Source organism: Pseudomonas sp. B14(2022) (genome assembly GCF_012030485.1).
Classification (GTDB): domain Bacteria; phylum Pseudomonadota; class Gammaproteobacteria; order Pseudomonadales; family Pseudomonadaceae; genus Aquipseudomonas.
Map to the genome: position 1 here is coordinate 241574 of NZ_JAAUVM010000004.1, position 23126 is coordinate 264699.

Below are 23126 nucleotides of genomic sequence, written 5' to 3' on the forward strand. Positions count from 1 at the left end.
GGCATCACGCCATCGAGAGGAAGACCTCGGGTAAGCAACGACAATCCCGGAAAACGAGTCTGTACGGAGGTGGTGTTGTTCGCTCGTCGATTCCAGTGTCCACCGTTCCGCTGAAAGCTTCAGGCCGGTCTATCGAATCGCAGAGTGTCCGGTCGGAGCTATCCTCATCAATAGCCCACTTGGCCTTAGGCTGGGGGCATCCTTTTCAGACCATCCAAAGTATGCCCTCAGATATGCCCCCAATGTAGCAATCGTCTGGAAGTGAATGGATCTCCGTGGCCTATGAAAAGCCAGAAATGCTCAGCTAAACAGCCTGCCCGACAACGCCTAAAGACTCTCAGGGTCGCCGAAGAACATTTTGACTGGGCTCTAGGAAGGCGTTTTTCGGTCGATAATGCTGTTATTTTTTCCTACTTTTGCCCCCAATCGCATCGAGTGTGCGAGTGATCTTGAACGGCGACCTGCGACTGGCTCCAGTATGGTAGTAGCGGGTATTCGGTGCGCCTTCGCGTTCTTTTGGCAGGCACGCTAAAGCGGTGCTCCCTAGCAACGCAATAAGCGTGAGCGGGAATCTTTTTGATCAGAAGCATCCCGGTATTTATGCTCGCGTCTCAGTCAATCTTGGTTGTTTCGTGAAATATTTCTGCATAAAGCCGAGCGACGGTCGGTGTGAGGTTGTGTACTGAAGGAATCAGAAAACTTGAGTGGGGGGCGAGTCGTTTTGCGTAGATAACTTCGTACACCCTGCGCACGACTCCTGGCTCTGTTTCCTCTTGGTCTAAGCCAGGCATTATTCCTACGGCTTTGTAACCCGCATGCTCCAATGCTTGTTGCATATACGGAGCGCTGGTTGTCGCCATACCATAGATCAAGCCCGCGCCCATGGACCTTCCCATTTTTTCTCCGAGGTCTTGGGCAGCTACGGCCAGTTTGGTTTGTCTATGATGTTTGGCTACCGCGCCCACTCGCCCGAAGATGACATCAGCGTCGTCAATTTTTTCCCACGTTGCTATAGCGACGATTTCATGGTTCTGGCGGACCACGATAGCGAACATTCCCCGCTCCAGATCGTCTTCGAGCACCACGTTGTCTTCATAAAATCGCTGGTTCAGAAAAGGGCTCCCTAACCCCACCCTAATGGAGGGGAACCACGTCTGGAAAAAAATTATCGCTGCATTGATCTCCTCGCGTTTCAGGTAATCCCATGTGTAGCCAGAGGGTAAAACAGTGAAACTGCGAATTTGATCGATCGTTGGCCATCTCATGCGGTTCTGCTCGTCTTGATTGTCTAATTGCCTTGCAGGAATCGGTCGGAGGAAGGGGCTTATTCAGTCGCTCTCTATCGAATTGTTTGCGATCTATCAGCAACTCCCGGGCGTCTATTGGGGGAGGCCGCGGGTTAGCCGGTGGTGTGTTCAGTCCTGAGGACAGCGCCCTTGCAGAATCTTGGGTCATGCCCGGCCGCAAATTGTCTGTGACGGTCGACCACTTCACCGATGACAAACTGCATCAGCTTCTGGACGAAGGCCGTATCGAGGTTGGCCTCCTGGGCGAGGGCTGTCAGACGTTCGTATTGATGCTGCTCTCTCTTCTTGTCCACCGCAGGCAATTGATGTCGGGCTTTGAGCAAGCCGACCTCATCAGTACAGCGGAACCGTTCAGCAAGCATGTGGATGAGTGCAGCGTCGATATTGTCGATGGTTTGTCTGATTGCCGAGAGTTGACGCGTGATGTCGGAATTTTCCATGGATAACCTCGTGGCAGTTGTTCTAAGGGGCTTGTCTGTAACCTTCCTTGGTCCTTTCATGATTGGACGGAGAACCTGAGCAGGCGCTTTACGCGGGATCGGGCATGTTCAACGATTTCTCCAACCACTGCGTGACTACCTTGAAAGCCGAGTCTGAATTGCGTTCATAGATCAATCCGTGGCCATTGCCGTGAATACCCAGTGCCGGTAGATCAAGGTGGTGAATGTTGGCACCGGCATTTCGCAGGAAAGGGACAATGCTGGAGGCGTAAGAAGCAAATGCAGATGTCTCACCTGTCACCAGCGCTACCGGAACGCCCTGCAATCCGGGAATTTTCAGGGTTGAAGGTTCTGCTGTGCGGACTTGCTCCGCCGTTGCGCGAGGCGGATCAAAGGTTAAAGGGGCGGCGGTCAGTCCCCATTCGAGGCTGCCTATACCCGGCGTATGGCCAAACACCGGCCCCATAGGCTCCACTGCCACAATCCCTGCGATCAGGTCGGGTCGACGATCGGCGACCAACCAGCCACTCGGCCCGGAAGCGGAATGCGTAACGATGATGGCCTTACCGATTCTGTCGAGCAGTTCGGCCAGTCGATCCGCGTCTAGGGTCTGCGATGCCGCAAGGTCGGCCGGCATGGGGCCGTAAGCTGCAATGAAGGCGTCAAAAGCCGCTTCATCGTCCAGCTCAAACGGCCACTGTGTTTCTCCTCCTCCTTCTGGAAAGTAGACTTCGCGGGCGCGCTCATAGGAAAACGCGGGTCCCATCGGCCCCATGATGTCGGGATGATAGGGCGATCGTCCGTGACCCGGTCGGTCGACGCGAAAGACTACAAAGCCCGCTTCGAGGAACCGCTGTGCCCATCCCGGACGACCATCGGGGGTATCCAGCCATTCAGTGCCTTGCAGCGTGCCACCGTGCACCAGCACCACGGGATAGGGTTGAGTGATGTGCTCGGGGGATTCCCAGGCTACGTACATCGGACCTTTCTGAAAGTTTTTACCGTTCTGGGTAACGCGGGCTCCCGTCCCCCAGAAGTTGCCACGCCGCGTACGTTTTATCGGTGCGCTTCGCCAGGGTTGCTGGGCATGATCGGTTGATTGGGTAACTGTCTGCGCAGCGAAAACCGACCAGTCCTTGTGTCCATCTCCTCGGGCTACTGCGGATGTCATTTTCGATCGCACGGCATCGGCTGCCGGCAGTTCCAGGTCCTTGAGACGGCCCGCATCAATAGCCAGATTTATATCCTTGAGGCCAAGAGACAGTTTGAAACCCGGTTCAAAGCTGCTGTTGACGATGTTCTGCCCATACCGGTGATAACTAGGGCAGGCGAACAGGGTCTGGGTCATGAGGTTGACGAAAATAGAAGGGCTCAGTCCGTGACGTTGAACGAGTCCGGTTGCTTCGCCCAGCGACTGGATGGCTTGGGTGATCATCATGTTGCCGGCGATTTTCGCGATACACGCGTGTTCAGGCTGATCGCCCAGATACCAGGTGTTTTTCCCGAGCAGGTCAAACAGCGGTTGAACCGTCGAGACCGCTTGCTGCGATCCGGCCGCCAGGATATTCAACTCGCCGTTCGCGGCTACGGCGGGCACGCCGAAAACCGGCGCCGCGACCAGTGCCATGCCGATCGCATCATGCATGCCCTGCAACTCGACCATGAGCGAAGGCGACAAAGTCGACATCACGACATGCACGCAGGTCTTATCTGCATTTTCCAGAGCCGCGCTGGACAGCAGCACTTCCCTGACGGCGGCATCATCGGCCAGCAGGCTGATGACGACCTCTTGCTCAAAGGCCGAGGTCGGCGATTCGAGAATACTTACGCCTTCAAGATCCATGATCGCCGCGTGACTACGGTTCCATGCCGAGACGTGATGGCCTGCCCGGACGAGCAGTGGAATGATTGCTCTGCCCATGCTTCCCACACCGATAAAACCTATCTTCATTTGCAGTCCCCGGTTGGTATTCGACGAAGGAGAATGCGGACAAGTATGTCCGGCGTGGGATTGCTACGGCAGTGCCATTGCTGCACTCTCACTGTTCATTTTTGTACGGGGTAGAGCATGGACTGGAGTGATGTGCGGGTCTTTCTCGCGATTGCCCGCAGCGGGTCATTGGGCGCTGCCGCCAAGCTGTTGGGCGTAAGCCATCCGACCGTGGGGCGGCGCTTGCAGGTGCTTGAGCAGTCCAGTGGCCAGCCCATTTTTCTTCGTACCGCCCAAGGTCTGGTACTGACCGACAGCGGCGAAAAGCTACTCAGCCTGGCGCAAGAAATGGAGCAAAGTGCATTGGCAATCGAAAGGCGCCTTGCGGGGGACAGCGCACAGCCCGAAGGCGTGTTGCGCATTTCTTGCGCTGACTGGTTCGCCTGTTATGTGCTCGCCCCGGTCCTGAACGAACTGGGACGACGTTATCCGCTGATCGTGCCCGAGGTCATCGCCGGGCATCGATTGTTTGACTTGGCTCGCCGCGACGCCGACATCGCGTTTCGAATCGTTCCTTTCACCGAACCCGATATTGTTCACCGCAAGCTGACTACCCTGAGCTATGGGTTGTATGCCGCCGTCGGATCTGCTGACCCCGAGCCACAGGGCGACGGGCTTGGTTTGATCACCATGAGTGTTGCCCAGTCTCATTATCCCGATGTGCAGTGGCTGCAGCAGCGTTACCCTCTGGCCCGTACCGTGTTCACCAGTAGCAGCCGCACAGTCCAGGCGCAAATGTGCGCGCAAGGGCAGGGCGTCGCCGTATTGCCCCGCGCCCTGGGTGACCAGTTAACGGCGCTGCGGCTGATTGATCCGCATGAACCGCCCCCGGGCCGCGACATATGGATGGGTTACCACCAGGACATGCGCCAGATGGACAGCCTTCGTGCTCTTGCCGACCTTGCTTCCATCATGGTCGGCAATCAGGCAGCCGGTTGACTCACTCTGCTGCGCGCATGGTCGCTGTTTGCAACTCTGCAGCAGGTTGGCGCGCCAGGGTAAGACTTAGTCCCGCGCCTACCGCCAGGCACGCCGCAATGCAGAGTATGGAGACGGTGAAGGCGTGGGTGATGGCAGCCGCGTCCGTATCCGTGCCGAGAAGGGTGTAGAAAATGCCGCCTATTATTGCGACGCTCAGTGATGTGCTGATTTGCAGGGTGGAGCTGGTAATGCCCGCAATCATGCCGGAGTACGCGGGCGCCACACGTCCTGTGATCATGCGCATCAATGTCGGAAGGGCCAATCCTTGTCCGAAACCGATCAGAAAGAGAATGATGGCAAGGGGCAGCGCCGCGGGACTGACGGTCATTGGCGTCTTTGCTACGAGCCTGGCCATTAGCACAAACCCCAGCACTTCCAGCCCCATTCCGAAGGGGTTCACGTAATCCCCGAGAAAACGCCGGAACTGATGGGTGGCGAGCGGTCCCAGCAGAAATCCCGCGCCGAAAGGAAGAAAGACCAGACCTGCACTGAGTGGGCTCGTATGCAATGCTCCCTGTAAATAAATGGAAAACAGCAGGAAAAACACGCCGATCGCGTAAAAGGTCAGGGCGACGAGCAACGCCCGGCCCAGCCCAGGCGCGCGCAGTGCGGCAGGATTAAGCAACGGTGCGCCTTGCGCTTGATGCAAACGGGCTTCGTAGTGCCAGAACAGCCAGGCCAGCAGCGGCACCGCCGCCAGCGACAGCCAGGCCCACAAAGGCCAGCCCGCTTCACGCCCCTCGATCAGTGGAACGATCAGAGCCCCAAGCGTCACCATGGACAATAGCGTTCCGCCCAGATCCAGCTTGCTGGTCTGTTTCGCGCGGGTTTCCTTGACCACGGGAATGGCAATCAGAACGACCAGCAACGCAATCGGTAAATTCACCAGAAATATCGCCCGCCACCCTAAGTTCATCAGGTTGAGCGATATCAATATCCCGCCAAGTGCCTGGCCGATGACGGACGCCAGGCCAAAGACCGCGCCATAAAGGCTCAGTGCCAAGGGCTTTTCGGACTCGGGGAATATAGCCTGCACAGAGGCGAGTGCCTGGGGCGCCATGACCGCTGCCGTCACGCCTTGCAGCGAACGTCCGGCAATCAACACCCAGGATGACTCGGAAACACCGCAGATCAGTGAGGCGACGGCAAAGCCAATCAGGCCAACGAAGAACATTCTCATGCGGCCAAAGATGTCTCCAAGCCGTCCACCGGTGATCAGTGTCACGGCATAAAGCGCCGCATATGAAGAGATGATCAGCTGTTCGGCAGAGGAGGCTGTGCCCAGCGAATCCTGAATTGAGGGCAGCGCTACGTTGACGATGAAAAAATCCAGCGGTGGTAAAAACGCACCGACCAACAAGATGGCGAACATCAACCAGCGCCGCGGTTCCGGGGGGGCGATTTTTGTCTGAGGCATAAGATCTCCTTCCTGAAACCCTTCGGTTCCAGAATATTCTCGATTGCGGGTCATGTTCTGAATCAACTGGTTCCAATCTAAGCGATCAGGCCTTCGCTTACGCCTCACATAATTGAACGGCCAATGTTCATTTATGGCAGTGCCGCTCAGCGCCTGACTCCTCTCAAAATGGCCGCATTGTGGTTCCAGTCGATCCACACAACCAAGGCTGAGGAGTCAGATATGTCAGGTAAATTCGCTAATCAGGTTGCAGTCGTCACCGGCGCATCCACCGGGATCGGGTTTGCGATTGCGCAGGGTTTGATTGCCGAGGGAGCCAAGCGTGTTTACATCACTGGGCGTTCTGCAGCCACGCTGGAGGCGGCGGTGGCCAAGCTTGGCGATAGAGCGGTCGCGGTCATTTCCGATGTCGCCCGCCAGGCTGATCTCGATAAGCTCAAGGCAATAATCGAAGCCCGCAACGATCAGTTGAACTCTGTGTTCGCCAATGCGGGTATTTGTGAAAAAAATCCGCTGGGCGAGACCACCGAGGCGGCTTATTTCAACATGTTCGACATCAACGTGAAGGGCGTTTTTTTTACCGTCCAGACGTTGATGCCGTTGTTGAAAAATGGCGCTTCGATCGTGTTGACGGCATCTATTTGCTCCAGCAATGGGATGGAAGGGTTGAGTCTCTACAACGCTTCCAAGGCTGCAGTGCGGTCCTTCGCAAGGACTTGGGCCAACGAACTCAAAGATCGCAAGATTCGAGCGAATGTTCTGAGCCCTGGCTTCACTCGCACCCCTCTGATGGATAACGGCTTGAAGATGAGCGAAAGCGACATTGTCGCGCTGCGCCAACATGTCGAGCAGATCACTCCGCTGGGGTATATGGCCCAGCCTGAAGAAATCGCCTCCTCAGCGCTGTTCCTTGCATCCGCCGATGCGAAATATGTCAACGGTGTGGAGCTGATGGTCGATGGCGGCCTGTCGCAGATCTGAGCACTTGCTCAACCGTAGTGCAGCCCTCGCAGAGGGTTGCTTTGTCGCTTTTGCGAAGCCTCAGCAGGAAACCTCCTCATGAACATTGAAGAATTGACCACCCGACTGGACGCCCTGGAAAGTCGCGCCGCCATCGAGTCGCTGATCAGCGCCTACGCCAATGCCTTCGACCGCATCGACGTGTCGCTCCTGAGCGGTATCTGGCACGAGGAATCGACACTGGATTTACCAGGTTTCGGCAATGCCCAAAGTCGTGATGAAATCCTCGCGATGGCGCAAAACAGCTGGCGCCAGATGCCACATATGCACCACTGGATGGCCAACCCGTTGATCGAAATCAAAGGTGACAGCGCGATGGGTACGGTGGCTGCGGATTGCCTGTTCCATGACATTGAAAAAGGCCCGGTTCAAGTCAGCGGGCTGTACTACGACAGGTTTGAACGTCGGGACGGAAAATGGGCGTTCCTGTCACGTCGTTTTGAACTGCACTTCCTGACACCGTTAAATGATTGGGTACCCATAGCCGGCGAAGAAACGTATGCGCCGATCGAGCATCGGAGCCTGAGCAAGCCCTCAGAAAGTTGACCTGCTCGCATGACTTTCAGTGAGGGCAGCGAACGACAAGTGCTGCCCGTTGATATCGTTCAAGCTCCAGGGAATGACAGCGAAAAACGGATAATCCCAGGCTTTGGCTGTTCGACACGCACGTGACCTCCATGCAGTTGCATGATTGCCACGACGATGGCGAGGCCAAGGCCGTAGGAGTCGGAGTTCTGCTGGCGAGACGCATCGCCGCGGTAAAAACGGTCGAAGAGTTTGCCCAGGGTTTCGTCGCTCAGTACAGGACCTTGGTTCTCCACTTCAATCCGCGCACCGCTGTGGGAGTCCGTCACCCGCATCACAATCTCGGTGCCCTCGTAGGCGTAGCGAATCGCGTTCGCCACCAGGTTGCTCAAGGCTCTGCGCAGCAGCAATGGATCCGCGAGCACGTTGCCATCGCCTGTTATCTGGAAGCTCATTCGCCGCTCTTCAGCCAAGCCTTCAAAATATTCAGCAATGCGCTGAGATTCGTCATGCAACGATAGTTGTTGGCGCTCCACCACCGCTTGCGCTTCATCGGCGCGCGCAAGGAACAGAATGCTTTCGACGATGCGCGAGATCCGTTCGAGCTCTTCAAGGTTTGAAGCGATCAGTGCCTGATAGTCGTCCTCGCTGCGCCGCTGGCGAAGGGCGACCTGACAATGCCCCATAAGCGACCCCACCGGCGTGCGGATTTCATGGGCAAGGTCAGCGGAAAATTGCGTCAATCGCTGATAACCCTGGGCAAGGCGATCAAGCATTGCGTTATAGGCGTCACTCAGCTGTTGCAGTTCAACCGGCGTATCGGCGCTGTCCATGCGGCTGTGGAGACGCTCGGGTGTGATGGCTGCCGCATGGGCGGCCATTTCGCGCAACGGACGCAGCCCTCGGCGCAGTACCAGGTAGCCCAGCAAGGCTGTCGCCAGAAAGGCAAGAGCAACGGCCAGGTAGATGCGTTCGCGATACGCCGCGAGCATAGCCATTTCCTTGCCCATGAGGTGTGCGGCTGTCAGTCGGACTTCACGTCCACCAGACGTCGTGACGACGGTAGCGGCGCGCAGCATTGTTCCCGAGTCGGTCACGCCGCTGCGCAGATCACTGACGCTCAGCTTTGTATTCTGGCCGATCACAGGCAGTTCAGGCAGCGTGACGTTGAGTGGATTTACCTGGATTACCGGTTGCTGCCCGGGTTCTTCAATGATGAAGATGTCGTCTTCGCTGTCGAGCATGTTCTTGAAAATCTGTGGGCTGTCGCGCAGCTTCTCGATGGCGAGCTCGTAGTGCAGCAGCTTGCGAAAGTGCTCCAGACGGCCCATGACCGCATGATCGCTGTACACCAAAACCGAGGCTTTCATCGTCTGATACAGGTAAACGCCCGCACCGGCCACGGCGAGCATCGCTACCATGGAAAACGCCACGGTCGACCGCAGGGTCAGAGAGGGTTGACGTCGGGTCCGCATGGCCTCACCTCGCAGACATAGCCGATACCGCGAATGGTATGGATCAACTTGATCGGGTAGGGCTGGTCGACCTTGTTGCGCAGGCGCTTCACCGCAACGTCCACCACGTTAGTATCGCTGTCGAAATTCATGTCCCAGACTTCCGAAGCGATCTGTGTCCTGGACAGCACATCGCCTGCCCGACGCAGAAACAGATGCAGCAGGGCGAACTCCTTGTTGGTCAACACGATTACCTGCTGTTGGCGTGTAACGCGACGCCGCACCAGATCCAGCTCCAGGTCGGCGAGGTGAAAATGGTCGGCTTCGCGAACTACACCGCGACGCAAAATGGTGCGGATGCGTAACAGCAGTTCGGTAAACGAAAAAGGTTTGACCAGGTAATCATCGGCGCCCAGTTCCAAGCCGCGAATGCGGTCATGCAATTGGTCGCGCGCGGTGAGGAACAGTACGGGAACGTCTTGTCTGGCGCGCAACAGCTCAATGATCTGAAACCCGTCAATCCCAGGCAACATCACATCCAGTACGATCAGGTCGTAGGTTGTATGCAGGGCCATGTGCAGGCCGTCGGCACCGTGCTGGGTCCAGTCGACGTTGTAACCGGACTCGCCGAGCCCCTTTTTGAGGTACTCACCTGTTTTGGTGTCATCTTCAATCAGCAGGATATGCATCGTGAGGTGCGCTCGGGTCTCTTCATGACGGGATTCAGCCCGCGACATCGGTATTTCGGTTGTGCAGTGTAACGGGATGAGCGGGCGCAGTCGGTTACATTTCTGTCATTCATGGGCAGGGGCTGGCGAATGACAAAAATGTCATTCGGCGGTCATCGTGACGTCCCGGTCTGCGGACGAGGATGGCGGCACATCAACCCATGAGGAATTGTCGCCATGCAACTCAAACACGCCCTGTCTACCACGTTCGGTTTGTTGATGCTCAGTGCCGCCGTCATTGCCACCGCGGCCGACATGCCGGTAATCAAACCACTGCGTGGCACGGTGGAAAGTGTCAGCAACAATACGCTGACATTCACTGTCCGCTCGGGCGCTAAGCAGACTATCGGACTGACTGACAAGACCAGTATCAACCGGGTATCGAAGGCCAATATCGACTCGATCAAATCCGACAGCTTCATTGGCTCGGCGGCCATTCCGCAGACCAACGGAACATTGAAGGCGCTGGAGGTCACGGTATTCGACGCCAGCCTCAAGGGCAGTGGCGAAGGTCATTACGGCTGGCAGAACGCGGATGGCAGCACAGGCACCATGACCAACGGTACCGTGGGGAAGCTGTCCAAAGCTGACGGTCGCACATTGACCGTCAACTACAAGGGCGGCGAGAAACAAATCGTCGTACCGGATGATGTGCCAATCGCCTACGTCGAGTCAGGCAAAACCGATGAACTGGTCAAAGGCGCGAAAATTGTCGTGTTCCCGGCTGCGGATGGAACCACCGCGCGTGGCATTGCGGTTGGCAAGGATGGCTTCCAACCACCGATGTAATCACCTGAAAAGGCAGGGGCGCTGCCGTCTGGCAACGCTCCGCTACATGGATGGTTTGCAAGGGGAACCACGTGAGACAGAAAAAGCTTCATCCCTGGCCGGTTCGCCTCACCCACTGGCTCAACGCCGTTTGCATGGTCTGCATGTTCATGAGCGGTTGGGCCATTTACAACGCCTCGCCACTGTTCAGCTTCAGGTTTCCGGTGGCGGTGACTGTGGGCGGATGGCTGGGCGGGTCGCTGGCCTGGCATTTCGCATTCATGTGGCTGCTGCTGATCAACGGCGCAATCTATGTGCTGTACGGGTTGGTCAGTCGCCATTTCAAACGCGAGCTGCTGCCCGTCGGGCTTGCCGCCTTGAAGCATGATTTTACGGACGCTTTGCGCTTACGGCTGGTGCATGAACAGGGTGTCTACAACACAGTGCAGCGCCTGATGTACTGGATCGTGCTGGCGGCAGGCGCACTCGTCGTCATCTCGGGCGTAGCGATCTGGAAACCCATTCAACTTCAAGAGTTGGTCGCGCTACTGGGCGGCTATGACATTGCACGTTATGTACATTTCGGGGCGATGGCGATGATTGCTGCATTCGTTGTGGTTCATCTGATCTTGGTGATTTTGGTACCGAAAACCCTGCTGCCAATGATTACGGGTGGAGTGCGGTCTCTTGATGCCGGGGAAAATGGCCGTGACTGAACTTAGAAAAACTGTTCAGCGCGTCAGGCTTGAACCTGCGCAACAGCTTGAACTGGAAAACATTCAGCGCCGGCATTTTCTTCGGGCCGGCCTGACGGTGGGCGCGATGTCGATGCTGACCGGTTGCAACCTGCAGGACGGCGATCAGGTCGACAAAGTACTTTGGGCGATGTCGCGCTGGAACGACCGGGTCCAGGCGTGGCTGTTCAGCGGACAGAAACTGGCACCGACCTTCACCCGCGCCCAGATCACTACGCCGTTTCCGTTCAACGCATTCTATGGTCAGGACGATATCCCTGAGGTGGACCTCGCCAGTTACTCGCTCGCCGTCTCCGGCCGGGTCAGGGACAAGGCCCCCTGGACACTCGAAAGCTTACGCAAACTGCCGCAACGTAGCGATATCACCCGTTTGATCTGTGTTGAAGGCTGGAGCGCCATCGGGCAATGGGGAGGTGTACCGCTGAAAACCTTCCTGGAACACATCGGCGCCGACACCACAGCGAAATTTGTCGGTTTCAAATGTGCTGATCGTTACTACTCCAGTCTGGACATGCCGACGGCCTTGCACCCACAGACACTGCTGGCGCTGGATTACACCGATGTCGCGTTGCCGCCCGAGTACGGCTATCCGCTGCGGGTTCGAGTACCCACCAAATTGGGATTCAAAAACCCCAAGCATGTTGTCGAGATTTTCGTGAGCAACGACAACCCGGGTGGGTATTGGGAAGACCAGGGATACAACTGGTTCAGCGGGATCTGATGGCGCAAAAACTGAACAGCCACGCCAGGAATGCTGGCGAGACTCATGACACCAGACCTGATATGAGGCGTCCCCATGACCGATATATCTGCGGTACCGCCAGCTTCATCAGTGTTGCCGACTTCGGGAAATAAGAAGTCGGCAACGGCCCATGGAGCAGATTTCCAATCCCAATTGCAGGCCCAGTCCAGATCATCTGTGCAGGAGCCGGATACAACCCGGGCTCATCTGTTATCGGAATCGACCACAAACCTGTCATGCCGGCCGGAGATACGAGCACTGCTTCAATCGTTGGCACGGCGCGGGAACGCCGACGGTGCTTTCAGCAGACCAGGCCGATCATTGCCATGTACGCGAGCCAGCGGCCTGGATATCGCGGACTTCAACTTCCCTGATCGAAACGTTCTGGAGAGCAGTGAGGTTATTAAACACATCTGCGGAAGTGAGGAGGGTAGACGGCCCTACTCAAAGTCCTTTGATGAGCGAATCGTGTGTACTTTCAATGGCGAGGAAAGCGAATTCTCTTCTGACGTGATCTGCAAAGAGGGATTGAATGCGTTCGCTACCGCAGTGGCTCTTTCCCCAATAACCCTCACCTGGTTACCGATTGAGATTGTTAGAGCACCGCTACGGTCGACTGGCATACGAATTTTCCGCCGTCGCAAGTCCTCTTCAGTCGACAGCCACCTTCTCGACAAGTCAATTTCAGAGTAAAGGCGTTAAACGGGCGGATCTCGATAGCTCTTTCGCCGCGTGGCTAGTATTTCTATGGATACAGCAGCTAAGCCAATGCTCGCCTTTATTTATTAGTGGTCTGTCGTTCGCTTACTGGCCCGGATTGCTAGAGTGGCGAATGCGGTTTTATGAGGCTGGGTTGACCCGTGGCCCGAGTGGGCGCTGTTCTGGCACGTGAGTTAGCTTTCGTATCCGTTTATATTTTGGGCTCCACAACCATGACTGATCGTCAGCTCATTGTTCCAGAAGGCATGAAATTGCTCTGCGAACATGCTGGTTATGCACCAGCTGTAAAGGTAGGAAAGACTCTATACTGCGCTGGCCAGGTAGGCCGGACGCCGGAATTATCAGTTATCGAAGACCCAGAGCAGCAGTTTTTGGCAGCATGGGACAATCTTCGGCTCGTCTTGGAGGCCGGCGGCTGCGAATTTGAAGATGTCGTCGAAATGACAACTTATCACGTCGATATGCACCGCCACATGCCAATTTTTAGACACGTGAAGGATAAAGTCTTTCCTCGGAGTACTTGTGCATGGACATGCATAGGTGTCGGTGAACTGGCTCGCCCCGGCCTTCTCGTGGAGATCAAATGCATCGCCGTAGAGCGATAACTTTTCTGATAGGCACCTGAATATACAAGTCCTGGATGGGTGTTCATCTATGCGGCAGCAGATGTGAAACTTCACTCGCCCGCTGTGTCGGCAGGCACGCCATCCGCACGTTCCCAAGCCTACTGGCGACGGGCAAGGCAGGATTGTTTGAAGCTCAGTGTGATGACACGAAGGGCGAAGGGGTTGTCGGTGCCGGCAACGCATAAGCCTGCTTCATCCACGCCACCTCCGCTATTGGCGTGCGTCCGAAGAGGCGCTTGAAATCGCGGCTAAATTGCGAAGCACTTTCATAACCCACCAGAAATGCCGACTTGGCCGCTGTCAGGTCGTTACGCAGCATCAGTAATCGCGCTTGATGCAACCGCGTCGACTTGAGGTACTGCATAGGCGAGGAATCGGTCACCTTGCGAAAATGTAGATGAAAGTTAGGCACGCTCATCTGCGCTTCCTGAGCGAGGATTTCTACATCCAGACGCTCTTGGTAACAGCGGTGGATTTTGTGAATGGCGCGCGTCACCTTGCCGAACTGACCCTGCTGTGCGATAGCCGCGCGTAGGGTGCCGCCTTGTTCGCCAGTGAGGATGCGGTAGTAGAGTTCGCGCAACATCGCTGGTCCGAGGATTTGCGCGTCGGTGCAGTCGCCCATGACTTCCAGAAAACGCAGGGTTGACTGGCGCAGCGGTTCGTCCATGGGCGAGGCGTACATGCCCATAGGCTGAGCCACGCCGATGTTCCATACCTCATCTACCTGCTGAATCAGCTCGCCGGCCAGATTGAAATCCAGACGTATGTACACCGCCAGCATTGGCTCCGCCTCGCTAGCGTCGGTCTCCATTGTAAAAGGCACTGGCACTGACACCACCAGATAATGCTGGGCGTCATAGATGTAAACTTCATCACCCAGATAGCCGCGTTTCTGCCCCTGACAGAGGATGACGATGCCCGGTTCATATAAAACCGGCGTGCGCGTCAGCGGCCGGTTGGAACGCAGAAAACGCACATCATCCAGCGGACTCAGGTTGTAACCCTCCAGCGGTGCAAGCTGGCCCATCAACTGCACCATACGCGCAGTGCTAGGGTTCTTGGGCTTCGGCATCGATTGCACGTTCTCCACTGTTATGCTCAGCCGTCCGTGGAACAGCTCAGCGCTTCCCATTGCTCAATACTCTCCGCCGTCCGGTGCAACTTGTCACGCACCAGAGCCAGGGCGTCGCTGCCCAGCAGCAGTTGAGCCGGCGGGTTAGGGCTGGTGATAATAGTCATCATGGCGCGTGCGGCTTTCTGCGGGTCGCCCAGTTGAAGGCCGCTTTTTTCCTCACGGGCTTTTCGCACCGGGTCGAAGGTCGCATCGTAGTCACTGATGCTGCGCGGCGTACGCTGCATCGAACGACCTGCCCAGTCCGTTCGGAAAGACCCCGGCGCCACGGCCGTTACAAAAATATTGAAGGGTGCAAGCTCCTTGTTCAACGTATCAGAGATGCCCTCCAGGGCAAATTTGCTGCCGCAGTAGTAAGCAATACCTGGCATGGTGATATAGCCACCCATGGATGTGATATTGAGGATATGCCCCGCCCGTCGCTGGCGAAAAAAGGGCACAAACGCCTTGGTCATCGCCACCGCGCCGAATACATTGACGTCGAACTGACGGCGCATTTCCTCCAACGACGACTCCTCGAAAACCCCTTCGTGGCCATAACCCGCGTTGTTAACCAGCACGTCCACCGGGCCATACTGATCCTCAACAGCGGCGACGACGGCGTCGATGGCATTAAAGTGGGTAACGTCCAGCACCACGCCATGGGCTCTCTCAGGCAAGAGCGTTTGGAACGTTGCCAGAGAGGATTCGCTGCGAACAGTGCCGATCACTCGATGGCCCTGAGCGAGAGCTTCCTTAGCCAGGGCCTGGCCAAAGCCGCTACTAACGCCCGTGATAAAAATGGTTTTTTCTGCACGCATGGGGCGCACTCCTGAATATATAAGGTCAGGCTATGCTAGGGCGCAGAGTGGTTGGGAACTATGCCTGATTCGATTTTAGTATTGCCTGATTCTATCGGAGTGCTCGGCGAGCAACCTCAAATCTAGTGGAAAAAAACGAGGCCAAAGGAAGAAAAGCGACGGGCTTATTTACCTGCACTAATGTCTGCTTCGTGTCGCAAGTCGTTTTTCGGTAACGTTGATGTGCATGCGGTCTGGCCGAGGGTGTCGCACCTGCGCTCCAAGGTTTTCGCATTGGCAGTAAAGGCTATGCGCGCAGTTAATCGCTGAACGGATCGAACATCAGGTGTCGGAACCATTTATTGACGGGGCCCATTTGCATTTGCTGGGCCAAAATAAGTTGATGGCGATTTCGGTGAGGCAGCGGGACTGGCGGACTTGGAAATAAAGGATCTCCATGCCCATGAAAAGCCAGAAATGCTCAGCTAAACAGCCTGCCCGACAACGCCTAAAGACTCTCAGAATCGCCAAAAAACATTTCGACTGGGCTCTAACTCGGTAGTTTCAGTTTGAAAAAATCTTAATATGCCCCCAATTTTGCCCCCACTCAGACGCCGTACATAAGCGATCACGAATGGCGATTCCTGACGAAATCCAGTATGGCTCTGGATGGCTTTCGGTGTACGCCCAAACTGGGTACCGGCGGCAGTCCTGTCAACGCAAACTCATCAATACCGATTTGCTCTGTGCTGCTCAAGTCGACCCGTTCAGCGAGCGGTCGGGTCGCCAAGTTGTAAACAAACTCACCGGTCGCCTCATCCCGTCAGAGCATGCGGCGCAACACGTCGTTGCACGGGTCGCGGTCGTAGAAGCGGTGCTTGAGGGCGCCTGCGACATGCAGCGCGATCAGGACCAGCAATGTGTAGGCGAGGACTTTGTGCAGCCATTGGAACACCGCGAACCAATCGTCATTCTTTGGCAAAAGCTCCGGCAGGTTAACCCCAAAAAAGAACACCCCGTCGCTCATCGTGTAGGTGCTCGACATCGAGTAGCCCATCAACGGCACGATCACCAGCAGCACGTACATCATGCGCTGCGTCAGGCGTGACAGGAACCGTTCATACCTCGCCAGGGTTTCCAGTGGCTGCGGCAGCTTGGGGGTGCGAAAACGCACGGCGAGCTGAGTCAGGACCACCAGGAACGTCAACACCCCGAAGGACTTGTGCCACGGGTAATAGAGCTCGAATTTGCTCGCCACTTCATCATTCATGCCGGTCATGTGCCAGCCGACCCACAGCAGGCCCAGGACCAGCACCGCACGCACCCAGTGCAGCATGCGCAAGGAAGTCGGGTACCGATCGATTGTCGGTTGATCTATTGGGTTCATATCAGGCTCTCCACGGAGCGATGCACGGTTCAATGGCCACCCTCAACGTTGGAGGGTGGCTCGGTCAGGTCAAGGCGTGTGCTCAGGCCGGCAGCAGCACGGTGATGACTTTCTCCTCGGTGTAGGCCAGTGCGCCGCTGAACCCACCTTCACGCCCGATACCGCTGGTCTTGACGCCGCCCCAGGGTAGGTTGGCGTCCAATGGGCTCCAGCAGTTGATGCCCACGGCGCCGGCTTTCACCGCTGCCGCGACGCGGTGCGCTTTGACCAGGTCGCTGGTCCAGACCGTGGCCGCGAGGCCGTAGCTGCTGTCGTTGGCCAGGGCTATCGCTTCGTCTTCGCTGTCGAACGAGATCAGCGTGCCGACAGGACCGAAGATCTCGTTGCGGGCGATTTCCATGTCGTTGCGGGCGTTGGCGAAGATCGTCGGACGCACGAACCAGCCCTGCTTAGGGGCCGAAACGCCACCGGCCAGCAGCGTTGCGCCTTGGTCGATACCCAGCTGTATGTAGCGGTTTACGCGATCGAATTGCGCCTTCTTGGCCACTGGGCCCATCTGTACGCCGGGCTCGCGAGGGTCGCCCACGGTTACCGCCTGTGCGGCCTCGGCCAGTGCGGCACCGAAACGTTCGGCGAGGCTGCGCTGCACCAGGATCCGCGAACCGGCCGCACACACCTGGCCCTGGTTGGCAAACAGACCGAGCGTACAACCGCGCAGGGCGTCGTCGAAGGAGGCATCGTCGAACACAATCTGCGGGCTCTTGCCGCCCAATTCCAAGGCCACGCGCTTGAACAACACACCGGCGGTGCGCTGGATTTCACGCCCGGCCTCGGGACTGCCGGTGAAGCTGATCTTGGCGACATCCGGGTGTTCGCACAGGGCGCGACCGACCTCGTTGCCGTAGCCGGTGACCACGTTGATCACGCCGTCCGGGAAGCCCGCTTCTTGCGCCAGCAGCGCCAGGTGCAGGGCCGACTGCGGGGTTTCTTCCGATGGTTTGATTACGACGGTGCAGCCAGCCGCCAGCAATGCAGCGAGCTTCCACACGGTGATCATCAGCGGCGAGTTCCAGGGCACGATGGCACCGACTACGCCGACGGGCTCGCGTACCGTGTACGACAAGGTCTTGGTGCCAAAGTAGCCACCAGTGGGAATGGTGCGGCCTTCAAGCTGGTTGGCCCAGCCGGCGGCGGCGCGCAGGTTGGCAATCGCGTTGGGCAGGTCCATCCGGCGCGGTTCGATCGGCGAGCGTCCAATGGCGTCGGCATCCATATCGGCCAGCAGCTCGGTGTCGCGCTCCACCAGGTCGGCCAGTTTCGACAGCAGTCGGCCACGTTGGGCACCGTCGAGTTGGCTCCACTCACCGTCTTCAAGTTGCTGGCGCGCAGCCGACACGGCACGGTCCACGTCCTCACTGGTGCCACGCGCGGAGCTGCAGTACACCTGTTCAGTCACGGGGTTGACCAGGTTTATACGACGACGGTCGAAGGCTTCGCACGACGCACCTTCGATGAAATGATTCAAGTGCTCAGTCATGTTGCGGTCCTCCAGTAATGGACAAGATCATGCTTTGAGGGAAGCCAGGGCGTCGCCGAAGATGTCCAGTGCCTTGAAGAACAGTTCGCGGGATATCGTCAGCGACGGCATCACACGCATCACGTTGCTGTAGCGGCCACAGGGAATCATCAGCACGCCGTGGTTGAGCAGATAGCCCATCAGTTGGCCGATCTTCTCGCCCGCCAGGGGCGCCTTGGTGAGCGGGTCTTCGACCAGTTCGATGCCGATCATCAGGCCGCGCCCGCGCACTTCACCGACCAACGGGCTGTTGAAGCCACGAATATGCGCCTGTGCCTCCAGCCCCAGCGTGTGGGCGCGGTTGAGCAGGTCGAGTTCAGGATCCTGCAGGATACTGATGTTGGTCAGAGCCACGGCGGCCGACAACGAGTTGGCGGCGAACGTGTTGGGCATGGAACCGTCGGGGATTTTCGCTGCCAGGTCCGAGCGCATGATCAGGCCGGCCATGGGCAGGTCGCTGCCGATGCCTTTGCCGAAGGTGAGCATGTCGGGCTTCACGCCGGAGTGTTCGACCGCCCACATTTTGCCGGTGCGGCCGGCGCCGGACTGCACTTCATCGACGATCAGCAATGTGCCGCTGCGGTCGCAGGCCTTGCGCAGCAATTGCAGGAATTCCGGCGATGGGGGCACGTAGCCGCCTTCGCCCTGTACCGGTTCCACGATCACCGCTGCCACGTCATCGGCGGCGGTGTAGGGAGTGTTCAACAGGTAGTCGATGTACTCGCCGGCGATCTGCTCGGCGCTTTTGTGGGTGGTGTCGAAAGGGAAACGGTAGGCGTAAGGGTAGGGGGCGTGAATCACGCCACCCATTTGCGCGCCAAAACCTTTGCGGTAGGCTGTGCCAGTGGTCAGCGAACCCGAAGCGTTCCACACGCCATGGTATCCGCCGTGAAAGGCGATGATCTGGTGCCGCCCGGTGATGCGCTTGGCAAACTTGATCGCCGCTTCCAGTGCATCACTGCCGCTTTGTGTGAAGAAGGTGATGCAGTCGCCACGCAAACCCTCGGGCGCGATTTCGGACAGCTTGGCGGCCAGCTCGGTACGCCGGGTGCTGTTGATTTCCAGGGCATGCATCAGCACTTCGGACTGTTCGCGAATCGCCTGCACCACTTTGGGGTGGCAGCGGCCTACGCTGCTGACACCGACGCCGGCGGACAGGTCGATGTAGGTGTTGCCGTCCGGGTCCTTGAAGGTTGCGCCGAAGGCTCTGTCCATGGCGATCGGCATGCGTCCACCGCCGCGCGCCATCGACTCGGTACGCGCCGAAAGCGCCAGGGCCTCGCACGTTTTGGGGCCGGGGAGCGTGCTGGAGGTGATGTGCGGTGCATCGGCGAAATGCAGGGCTGCAAGCTTGGCTTCACTCATGACGGATTCTCTGCGATGTTGATTGATGTGGCCTGATCATCTACGCGACGCGGGTAAGGCTGGTAGCCCGAATCGGCACATGTGGGGCGCCGACGCAGGTGAGGCGGCGTGAACTGAAGCTTTCACGAAATTTGCATTAATTGCGCTATGTGAGAATATCTATAAATAAATCGACCTTAAAATAAAAAATATCCGAGGGTATCGCTCATTATGAGAAATAACAGCGTCGGTCATTTTAAGGATGTTCACGTTCATGCGGCCAACGTGCAGCAGTGGAACCAGGACTACAGCCAGTTAACCGCCGGTTCGACCGAGAGTTCGCTGATGCAGTTGACCACCGGCGGTTGCCACGTTTTCCTTGAGCAGATCAACCAGCGTGTCGTGCAGCACGGTGTCGCGCCGCGGGGCAAGATGTGCTTCGCGGTGCCGATCAACGTGCCCGGCTCGATGCGAATGCAGGGGCGCGAGGTGGACGACAGCAGCCTGTTCTTTCTGCGCGGTGGCGAGGAGTTCATGTTTCATATGCCGATGGGCATGCAGCTGCTGTCCATCACGTTCGAGCGTGAATTGTTCGAGCAGGCGCTGGCGCAAACCGCGTCGGCCAAGGATGTGAGCCTGTTGCTGCGTCAGCCGGTGATCAGGGTTTCCAGCCAACGTTTCGCCGATGCCCGTCGGCGCTTGCTGGCGGTGTTCGCCCAGGCGATGGCCAGCGATGCTCACGACAGCGCACAAGAGCGGCAACACGACGAGGCGCTGGAGCAGGCCATGCTCAGCGAGTTGATGCAGCTCATGACCGATCCGGCCTGCGATAAGCAGCAGCGCACGAGCAGTTCCACGCGCAGTTTTATCGTCGAGAAATGCCACCGCATGGCGACCACCGGGCTGTTCGACGTGCCCAGTGTGTTCGAGCTGTGCGAACGCCTCCAGATCAGCCGGCGCACGGTGCAGAACAGCTTTCGCGCCGTGGCCGAGACCACGCCGCTGAACTACCTTCGCTGTGTGCGGCTCAATGGCGTACGCCGCACCTTGATGTCCACCCAGGCCGCGCATCTCTCGATTGGCGATGCCGCGGCCCAGTGGGGGTTCTACCACCTCAGCCATTTTGCGGCTGAGTACCATGCGCTGTTCGCCGAATTACCGTCCCAGACATCACGCGCCGCCATACCGCCGTGTGTTACACGCGGAACTGATCCATCAGCTTCATCTGTTGATTGGCCCGCGCGTTGAGCTGACTGCTGATCTGCGCCGACTCGGCGGCCTGTTCCGTCAGGGTCTCGGTCACGCCACGGATGGTCGAGACGTTGCGATTGACCTCTTCGGCCACCGCACTTTGCTCCTCCGCCGCGCTTGCAATCTGCAGGTTCATGTCGCTGATCACCGTTACCGCGTCGCTGATCTTGCCAAGCGCCTGCACGGCCTGATGAATCTGCCCGGCGTTGTCCTGGGCGAGCGTCTGGCTGGAATGCATGGTCGCCACCACGCCCCGCGTGCCGGTTTGGATGCGTTCGATGACCATGCGGATTTCCTCGACGGAATCCTGGGTGCGCTTGGCCAGGTTGCGGACTTCATCGGCCACCACCGCAAAACCCCGGCCGCTTTCCCCGGCACGCGCCGCTTCGATCGCAGCGTTGAGTGCCAGCAGGTTGGTTTGCTCGGCAATGCTGCGGATCACTTCCAGCACCGAACCGATCTGCTCGCTGTTGACCGCCAGGGCTTCGACTTCCGTCACGGCCTTGCTGACCTCGCGGGCCAACGCATTGATGTCCTGGGTGCTGCGCTCGATAAGGGTGATGCCATCCCTGGACGCCTGGTCGGCACCGCGTGCTGCCTGGGCGGCATTCGAGGCGCTGTGGGCGACTTCATGGGCGGTGGCGCTCATTTCGTTGGAGGCGGTTGCCAGTTGATCGATCTCGCGAAATTGCACCTGCATCCCCTCACTGGTCAGCCGCGCAATTTCCGAAGACTGGTCGGCGGTGCCGCGCGCATCGGTAATGCTCTGCTTGATCTGCGCCACAGTCGGCTGCAGTTTGTCGAGGAAACGGTTGAACCCGTTCACCAGTTCGCCCAGTTCATCTTTCTTGCGGTAGTGCAGGCGTTGGGTCAGGTCGCCGTCGCCACTGGCAATTGCCTTGAGCATCTGCGCGACACTGTTGATCGGGCGCGTCACCCCGGAGGCAGTGAACCAAATGAGCAGCAGGCCCAACAGCCCGGAGCCGATGGCCACCAGCAATGACTCCAGCGTGTCGCGGGTTTGGGTCTGGTCAAGCACGGTCTGAAGCGCTACCGAGTCGGCCAGCAAGACTTGTTTGGGTAAATCAATGACCACCCCCCAAGCTGGCGCGTCGGGGATTGGTGCGACGGGGTAGACAGCGCGGATCAAATCATTCTGGGCCAGTACCAGCGGTTTTTTTTGCATCAATGCCGCAAGTATCGCCTTGCTTTCCTCGCCCAATGCGACGTTGAGCGGCTTGGCAACCTGGGCGACATCCTTACTGTAGGCCGCGAGCACGCCGCTGTCGGACACGATCAGCATGCTTCCCGAGCCGTTGAACAGCATGCGCTGGGCATCGTTTGCGGCCGCTTGCAGGGCGCCGAGTGCGAGATCCACGCCGAGGGCGCCGATCACCTTGCCATCGGCAATCAACGGTATCGACAGCGTGGTCATCAGTTGTACCTGCCCGGCCTGGGTGTCGGCATAGGGCGCCATCAGGCAGGTGCGCCGTGTGTCTCGCGGGCAGGTGTACCAACTGTTGTAGGGGGTGCCGCTGATGCTGAGCTCGGTCTTCTGCAAATCGCTTTCGGGAATCAGTATGTTCACCGACTCGCCGGCGCCACGATTCCAGGCACTGGCAAAGCGGCCGGTTTCGTTGGAGGCGCGCTCGGCGTCGTTGGCGAATGCGCTGTCTTGACCCTCCAGCGCATTCGGCTCGAAAACCAGCCACAGCCCGAGTATCTGCGGATTGCGCTCGAAGGTTGCCTTGAGACTCTGGTTCAGCTCCTCACGCAACGTCGCGGCCGGCAAGCCGCGCTGCGCGGCCATGTTACGCAAATGTGCTGCCTGGTCGGACAGGGCGGTAATGAGCAGCAGGCTGTTGCCGAAAATCCGCTGCAGGTTACCCGTCTGCTCGGCGGCCTTGGCCAGCAGCAGGGTCTCGCCGCTCTCGGTGAGCATCTTGCTGCTGGACGTACTGATCAACCGGTTGTTCTGGTTACTCTGATAGAGGTTCAGGCTGACGATCAGACCGATTACGCCCAGAAGGCACAGGCCGGAAAGCAGGATGATTTTCAAACGGATGGAGAGGGCGTCGAGCATCGGAGTATCTCGCAGGTGAACAGCATGCTTGTTGACCATCAGTTGGCCCGGGCCACTGACTTCTTATTGGGTATGTCGTATATCGGCCGGTCTCGGGT

Annotated in this window: 20 protein-coding genes; 8 read left to right on the forward strand and 12 right to left on the reverse strand. The window is 57.9% G+C overall.

Annotated elements, in window-relative coordinates; genetic code table 11:
- Positions 1-611: 611 nt before the first annotated feature.
- The 3 genes from HCF10_RS09005 to HCF10_RS31345 form a co-directional block, all read right to left on the reverse strand.
- A complete protein-coding gene (locus tag HCF10_RS09005; protein WP_145338176.1) occupies positions 612-1265 on the reverse strand; it encodes a hypothetical protein in 654 nt (217 codons plus the stop codon).
- Between the two features lie 134 nt (positions 1266-1399).
- Entirely contained in the window at positions 1400-1747 is a 348-nt protein-coding gene (locus HCF10_RS09010; protein WP_145338175.1) for a chorismate mutase, read from the reverse strand.
- Positions 1748-1835: 88 nt separating this feature from the next.
- Positions 1836-3698: an NAD(P)-binding domain-containing protein gene (locus HCF10_RS31345; RefSeq protein ID WP_237683082.1), complete on the reverse strand. Its 1863-nt coding sequence runs from the start codon at positions 3696-3698 to the stop codon at positions 1836-1838.
- 117 nt (positions 3699-3815) lie between these two features.
- Between HCF10_RS31345 and HCF10_RS09025 the strand changes: the two genes are divergently transcribed.
- Positions 3816-4676 (forward strand): LysR family transcriptional regulator, encoded by an 861-nt coding sequence (locus HCF10_RS09025; protein ID WP_145338174.1) that lies wholly within the window; start codon positions 3816-3818, stop codon positions 4674-4676.
- 1 nt (position 4677) lies between these two features.
- On the opposite strand, the gene HCF10_RS09030 is transcribed toward HCF10_RS09025, so the two are convergent.
- Positions 4678-6189, reverse strand: coding sequence for an MFS transporter (locus HCF10_RS09030; protein ID WP_237683083.1), 1512 nt, complete (start codon positions 6187-6189; stop codon positions 4678-4680).
- A gap of 69 nt (positions 6190-6258) precedes the next feature.
- Between HCF10_RS09030 and HCF10_RS09035 the strand changes: the two genes are divergently transcribed.
- Together HCF10_RS09035 and HCF10_RS09040 are read left to right on the forward strand one after the other, a co-directional pair.
- Positions 6259-7116: an SDR family oxidoreductase gene (locus HCF10_RS09035; protein ID WP_237683084.1), complete on the forward strand. Its 858-nt coding sequence runs from the start codon at positions 6259-6261 to the stop codon at positions 7114-7116.
- Between the two features lie 78 nt (positions 7117-7194).
- Positions 7195-7701 (forward strand): nuclear transport factor 2 family protein, encoded by a 507-nt coding sequence (locus HCF10_RS09040; protein ID WP_145338173.1) that lies wholly within the window; start codon positions 7195-7197, stop codon positions 7699-7701.
- A gap of 59 nt (positions 7702-7760) precedes the next feature.
- Here the strand turns inward: HCF10_RS09040 and HCF10_RS09045 are convergent, their stop codons facing one another.
- Both HCF10_RS09045 and HCF10_RS09050 read right to left on the reverse strand, forming a co-directional pair.
- Positions 7761-9155, reverse strand: a complete 1395-nt coding sequence (locus HCF10_RS09045) for a heavy metal sensor histidine kinase (RefSeq protein WP_145338172.1) — start codon at positions 9153-9155, stop codon at positions 7761-7763.
- Positions 9128-9823: a heavy metal response regulator transcription factor gene (locus HCF10_RS09050; RefSeq protein WP_092398187.1), complete on the reverse strand. Its 696-nt coding sequence runs from the start codon at positions 9821-9823 to the stop codon at positions 9128-9130. The genes HCF10_RS09045 and HCF10_RS09050 overlap by 28 nt, the downstream gene beginning before the upstream one ends.
- Before the next feature lie 216 nt (positions 9824-10039).
- On the opposite strand from HCF10_RS09050, the gene HCF10_RS09055 reads away from it, so the two are divergent.
- From HCF10_RS09055 to HCF10_RS09070, 4 genes are all read left to right on the forward strand, one after another.
- Positions 10040-10651 carry a hypothetical protein gene (locus HCF10_RS09055; protein WP_167655320.1) on the forward strand — a complete coding sequence of 204 codons (612 nt, stop codon included), beginning with the start codon at positions 10040-10042 and terminating at the stop codon, positions 10649-10651.
- A 71-nt stretch (positions 10652-10722) separates the two neighbouring features.
- A complete protein-coding gene (locus HCF10_RS09060; protein ID WP_167655321.1) occupies positions 10723-11346 on the forward strand; it encodes a cytochrome b/b6 domain-containing protein in 624 nt (207 codons plus the stop codon).
- Positions 11339-12106 (forward strand): molybdopterin-dependent oxidoreductase, encoded by a 768-nt coding sequence (locus HCF10_RS09065; RefSeq protein WP_145338169.1) that lies wholly within the window; start codon positions 11339-11341, stop codon positions 12104-12106. Before HCF10_RS09060 ends, HCF10_RS09065 begins: the two co-directional genes overlap by 8 nt.
- Before the next feature lie 953 nt (positions 12107-13059).
- Positions 13060-13452 carry a RidA family protein gene (locus HCF10_RS09070; RefSeq protein ID WP_145338168.1) on the forward strand — a complete coding sequence of 131 codons (393 nt, stop codon included), beginning with the start codon at positions 13060-13062 and terminating at the stop codon, positions 13450-13452.
- 154 nt (positions 13453-13606) lie between these two features.
- Here the strand turns inward: HCF10_RS09070 and HCF10_RS09075 are convergent, their stop codons facing one another.
- The 5 genes from HCF10_RS09075 to HCF10_RS09095 form a co-directional block, all read right to left on the reverse strand.
- Positions 13607-14548 (reverse strand): AraC family transcriptional regulator, encoded by a 942-nt coding sequence (locus tag HCF10_RS09075; protein ID WP_167655323.1) that lies wholly within the window; start codon positions 14546-14548, stop codon positions 13607-13609.
- 26 nt (positions 14549-14574) lie between these two features.
- Complete coding sequence (locus HCF10_RS09080; RefSeq protein WP_145338166.1) at positions 14575-15408, reverse strand: oxidoreductase; 834 nt, start codon at positions 15406-15408, stop codon at positions 14575-14577.
- An 802-nt stretch (positions 15409-16210) separates the two neighbouring features.
- Positions 16211-16774 (reverse strand): cytochrome b, encoded by a 564-nt coding sequence (locus HCF10_RS09085; RefSeq protein WP_078833273.1) that lies wholly within the window; start codon positions 16772-16774, stop codon positions 16211-16213.
- Between the two features lie 82 nt (positions 16775-16856).
- Complete coding sequence (locus HCF10_RS09090) at positions 16857-18311, reverse strand: aldehyde dehydrogenase family protein (RefSeq protein WP_167655324.1); 1455 nt, start codon at positions 18309-18311, stop codon at positions 16857-16859.
- A 27-nt stretch (positions 18312-18338) separates the two neighbouring features.
- Positions 18339-19715 carry an aspartate aminotransferase family protein gene (locus HCF10_RS09095; RefSeq protein WP_167655325.1) on the reverse strand — a complete coding sequence of 459 codons (1377 nt, stop codon included), beginning with the start codon at positions 19713-19715 and terminating at the stop codon, positions 18339-18341.
- A 210-nt stretch (positions 19716-19925) separates the two neighbouring features.
- Here HCF10_RS09095 and HCF10_RS09100 point away from each other — a divergent pair, with 210 nt between their 5' ends.
- Positions 19926-20942 (forward strand): helix-turn-helix domain-containing protein, encoded by a 1017-nt coding sequence (locus HCF10_RS09100; protein ID WP_099491959.1) that lies wholly within the window; start codon positions 19926-19928, stop codon positions 20940-20942.
- Here HCF10_RS09100 and HCF10_RS09105 read toward each other — a convergent pair.
- Entirely contained in the window at positions 20890-23028 is a 2139-nt protein-coding gene (locus tag HCF10_RS09105; RefSeq protein WP_167655326.1) for a methyl-accepting chemotaxis protein, read from the reverse strand. The two genes, HCF10_RS09100 and HCF10_RS09105, sit on opposite strands and share 53 nt — an antisense overlap.
- Between the last annotated feature and the right edge of the window lie 98 nt (positions 23029-23126).

Bases quoted from the DNA above. Each gene is read 5' to 3' on its own strand.
- HCF10_RS09030 (WP_237683083.1), bottom strand. From the start codon at position 6,189: ATGACCCGCAATCGAGAATATTCTGGAACCGAAGGGTTTCAGGAAGGA.
- HCF10_RS09075 (WP_167655323.1), bottom strand. From the start codon at position 14,548: ATGCCGAAGCCCAAGAACCCTAGCACTGCGCGTATGGTGCAGTTGATG.
- HCF10_RS31345 (WP_237683082.1), bottom strand. From the start codon at position 3,698: ATGAAGATAGGTTTTATCGGTGTGGGAAGCATGGGCAGAGCAATCATT.
- HCF10_RS09040 (WP_145338173.1), top strand. From the start codon at position 7,195: ATGAACATTGAAGAATTGACCACCCGACTGGACGCCCTGGAAAGTCGC.
- HCF10_RS09100 (WP_099491959.1), top strand. From the start codon at position 19,926: ATGAGAAATAACAGCGTCGGTCATTTTAAGGATGTTCACGTTCATGCG.
- HCF10_RS09005 (WP_145338176.1), bottom strand. From the start codon at position 1,265: ATGAGATGGCCAACGATCGATCAAATTCGCAGTTTCACTGTTTTACCC.
- HCF10_RS09045 (WP_145338172.1), bottom strand. From the start codon at position 9,155: ATGCGGACCCGACGTCAACCCTCTCTGACCCTGCGGTCGACCGTGGCG.
- HCF10_RS09085 (WP_078833273.1), bottom strand. From the start codon at position 16,774: ATGAACCCAATAGATCAACCGACAATCGATCGGTACCCGACTTCCTTG.
- HCF10_RS09055 (WP_167655320.1), top strand. From the start codon at position 10,040: ATGCAACTCAAACACGCCCTGTCTACCACGTTCGGTTTGTTGATGCTC.
- HCF10_RS09105 (WP_167655326.1), bottom strand. From the start codon at position 23,028: ATGCTCGACGCCCTCTCCATCCGTTTGAAAATCATCCTGCTTTCCGGC.
- HCF10_RS09095 (WP_167655325.1), bottom strand. From the start codon at position 19,715: ATGAGTGAAGCCAAGCTTGCAGCCCTGCATTTCGCCGATGCACCGCAC.
- HCF10_RS09025 (WP_145338174.1), top strand. From the start codon at position 3,816: ATGGACTGGAGTGATGTGCGGGTCTTTCTCGCGATTGCCCGCAGCGGG.
- HCF10_RS09090 (WP_167655324.1), bottom strand. From the start codon at position 18,311: ATGACTGAGCACTTGAATCATTTCATCGAAGGTGCGTCGTGCGAAGCC.
- HCF10_RS09010 (WP_145338175.1), bottom strand. From the start codon at position 1,747: ATGGAAAATTCCGACATCACGCGTCAACTCTCGGCAATCAGACAAACC.
- HCF10_RS09080 (WP_145338166.1), bottom strand. From the start codon at position 15,408: ATGCGTGCAGAAAAAACCATTTTTATCACGGGCGTTAGTAGCGGCTTT.
- HCF10_RS09050 (WP_092398187.1), bottom strand. From the start codon at position 9,823: ATGCATATCCTGCTGATTGAAGATGACACCAAAACAGGTGAGTACCTC.
- HCF10_RS09035 (WP_237683084.1), top strand. From the start codon at position 6,259: ATGTTCATTTATGGCAGTGCCGCTCAGCGCCTGACTCCTCTCAAAATG.
- HCF10_RS09070 (WP_145338168.1), top strand. From the start codon at position 13,060: ATGACTGATCGTCAGCTCATTGTTCCAGAAGGCATGAAATTGCTCTGC.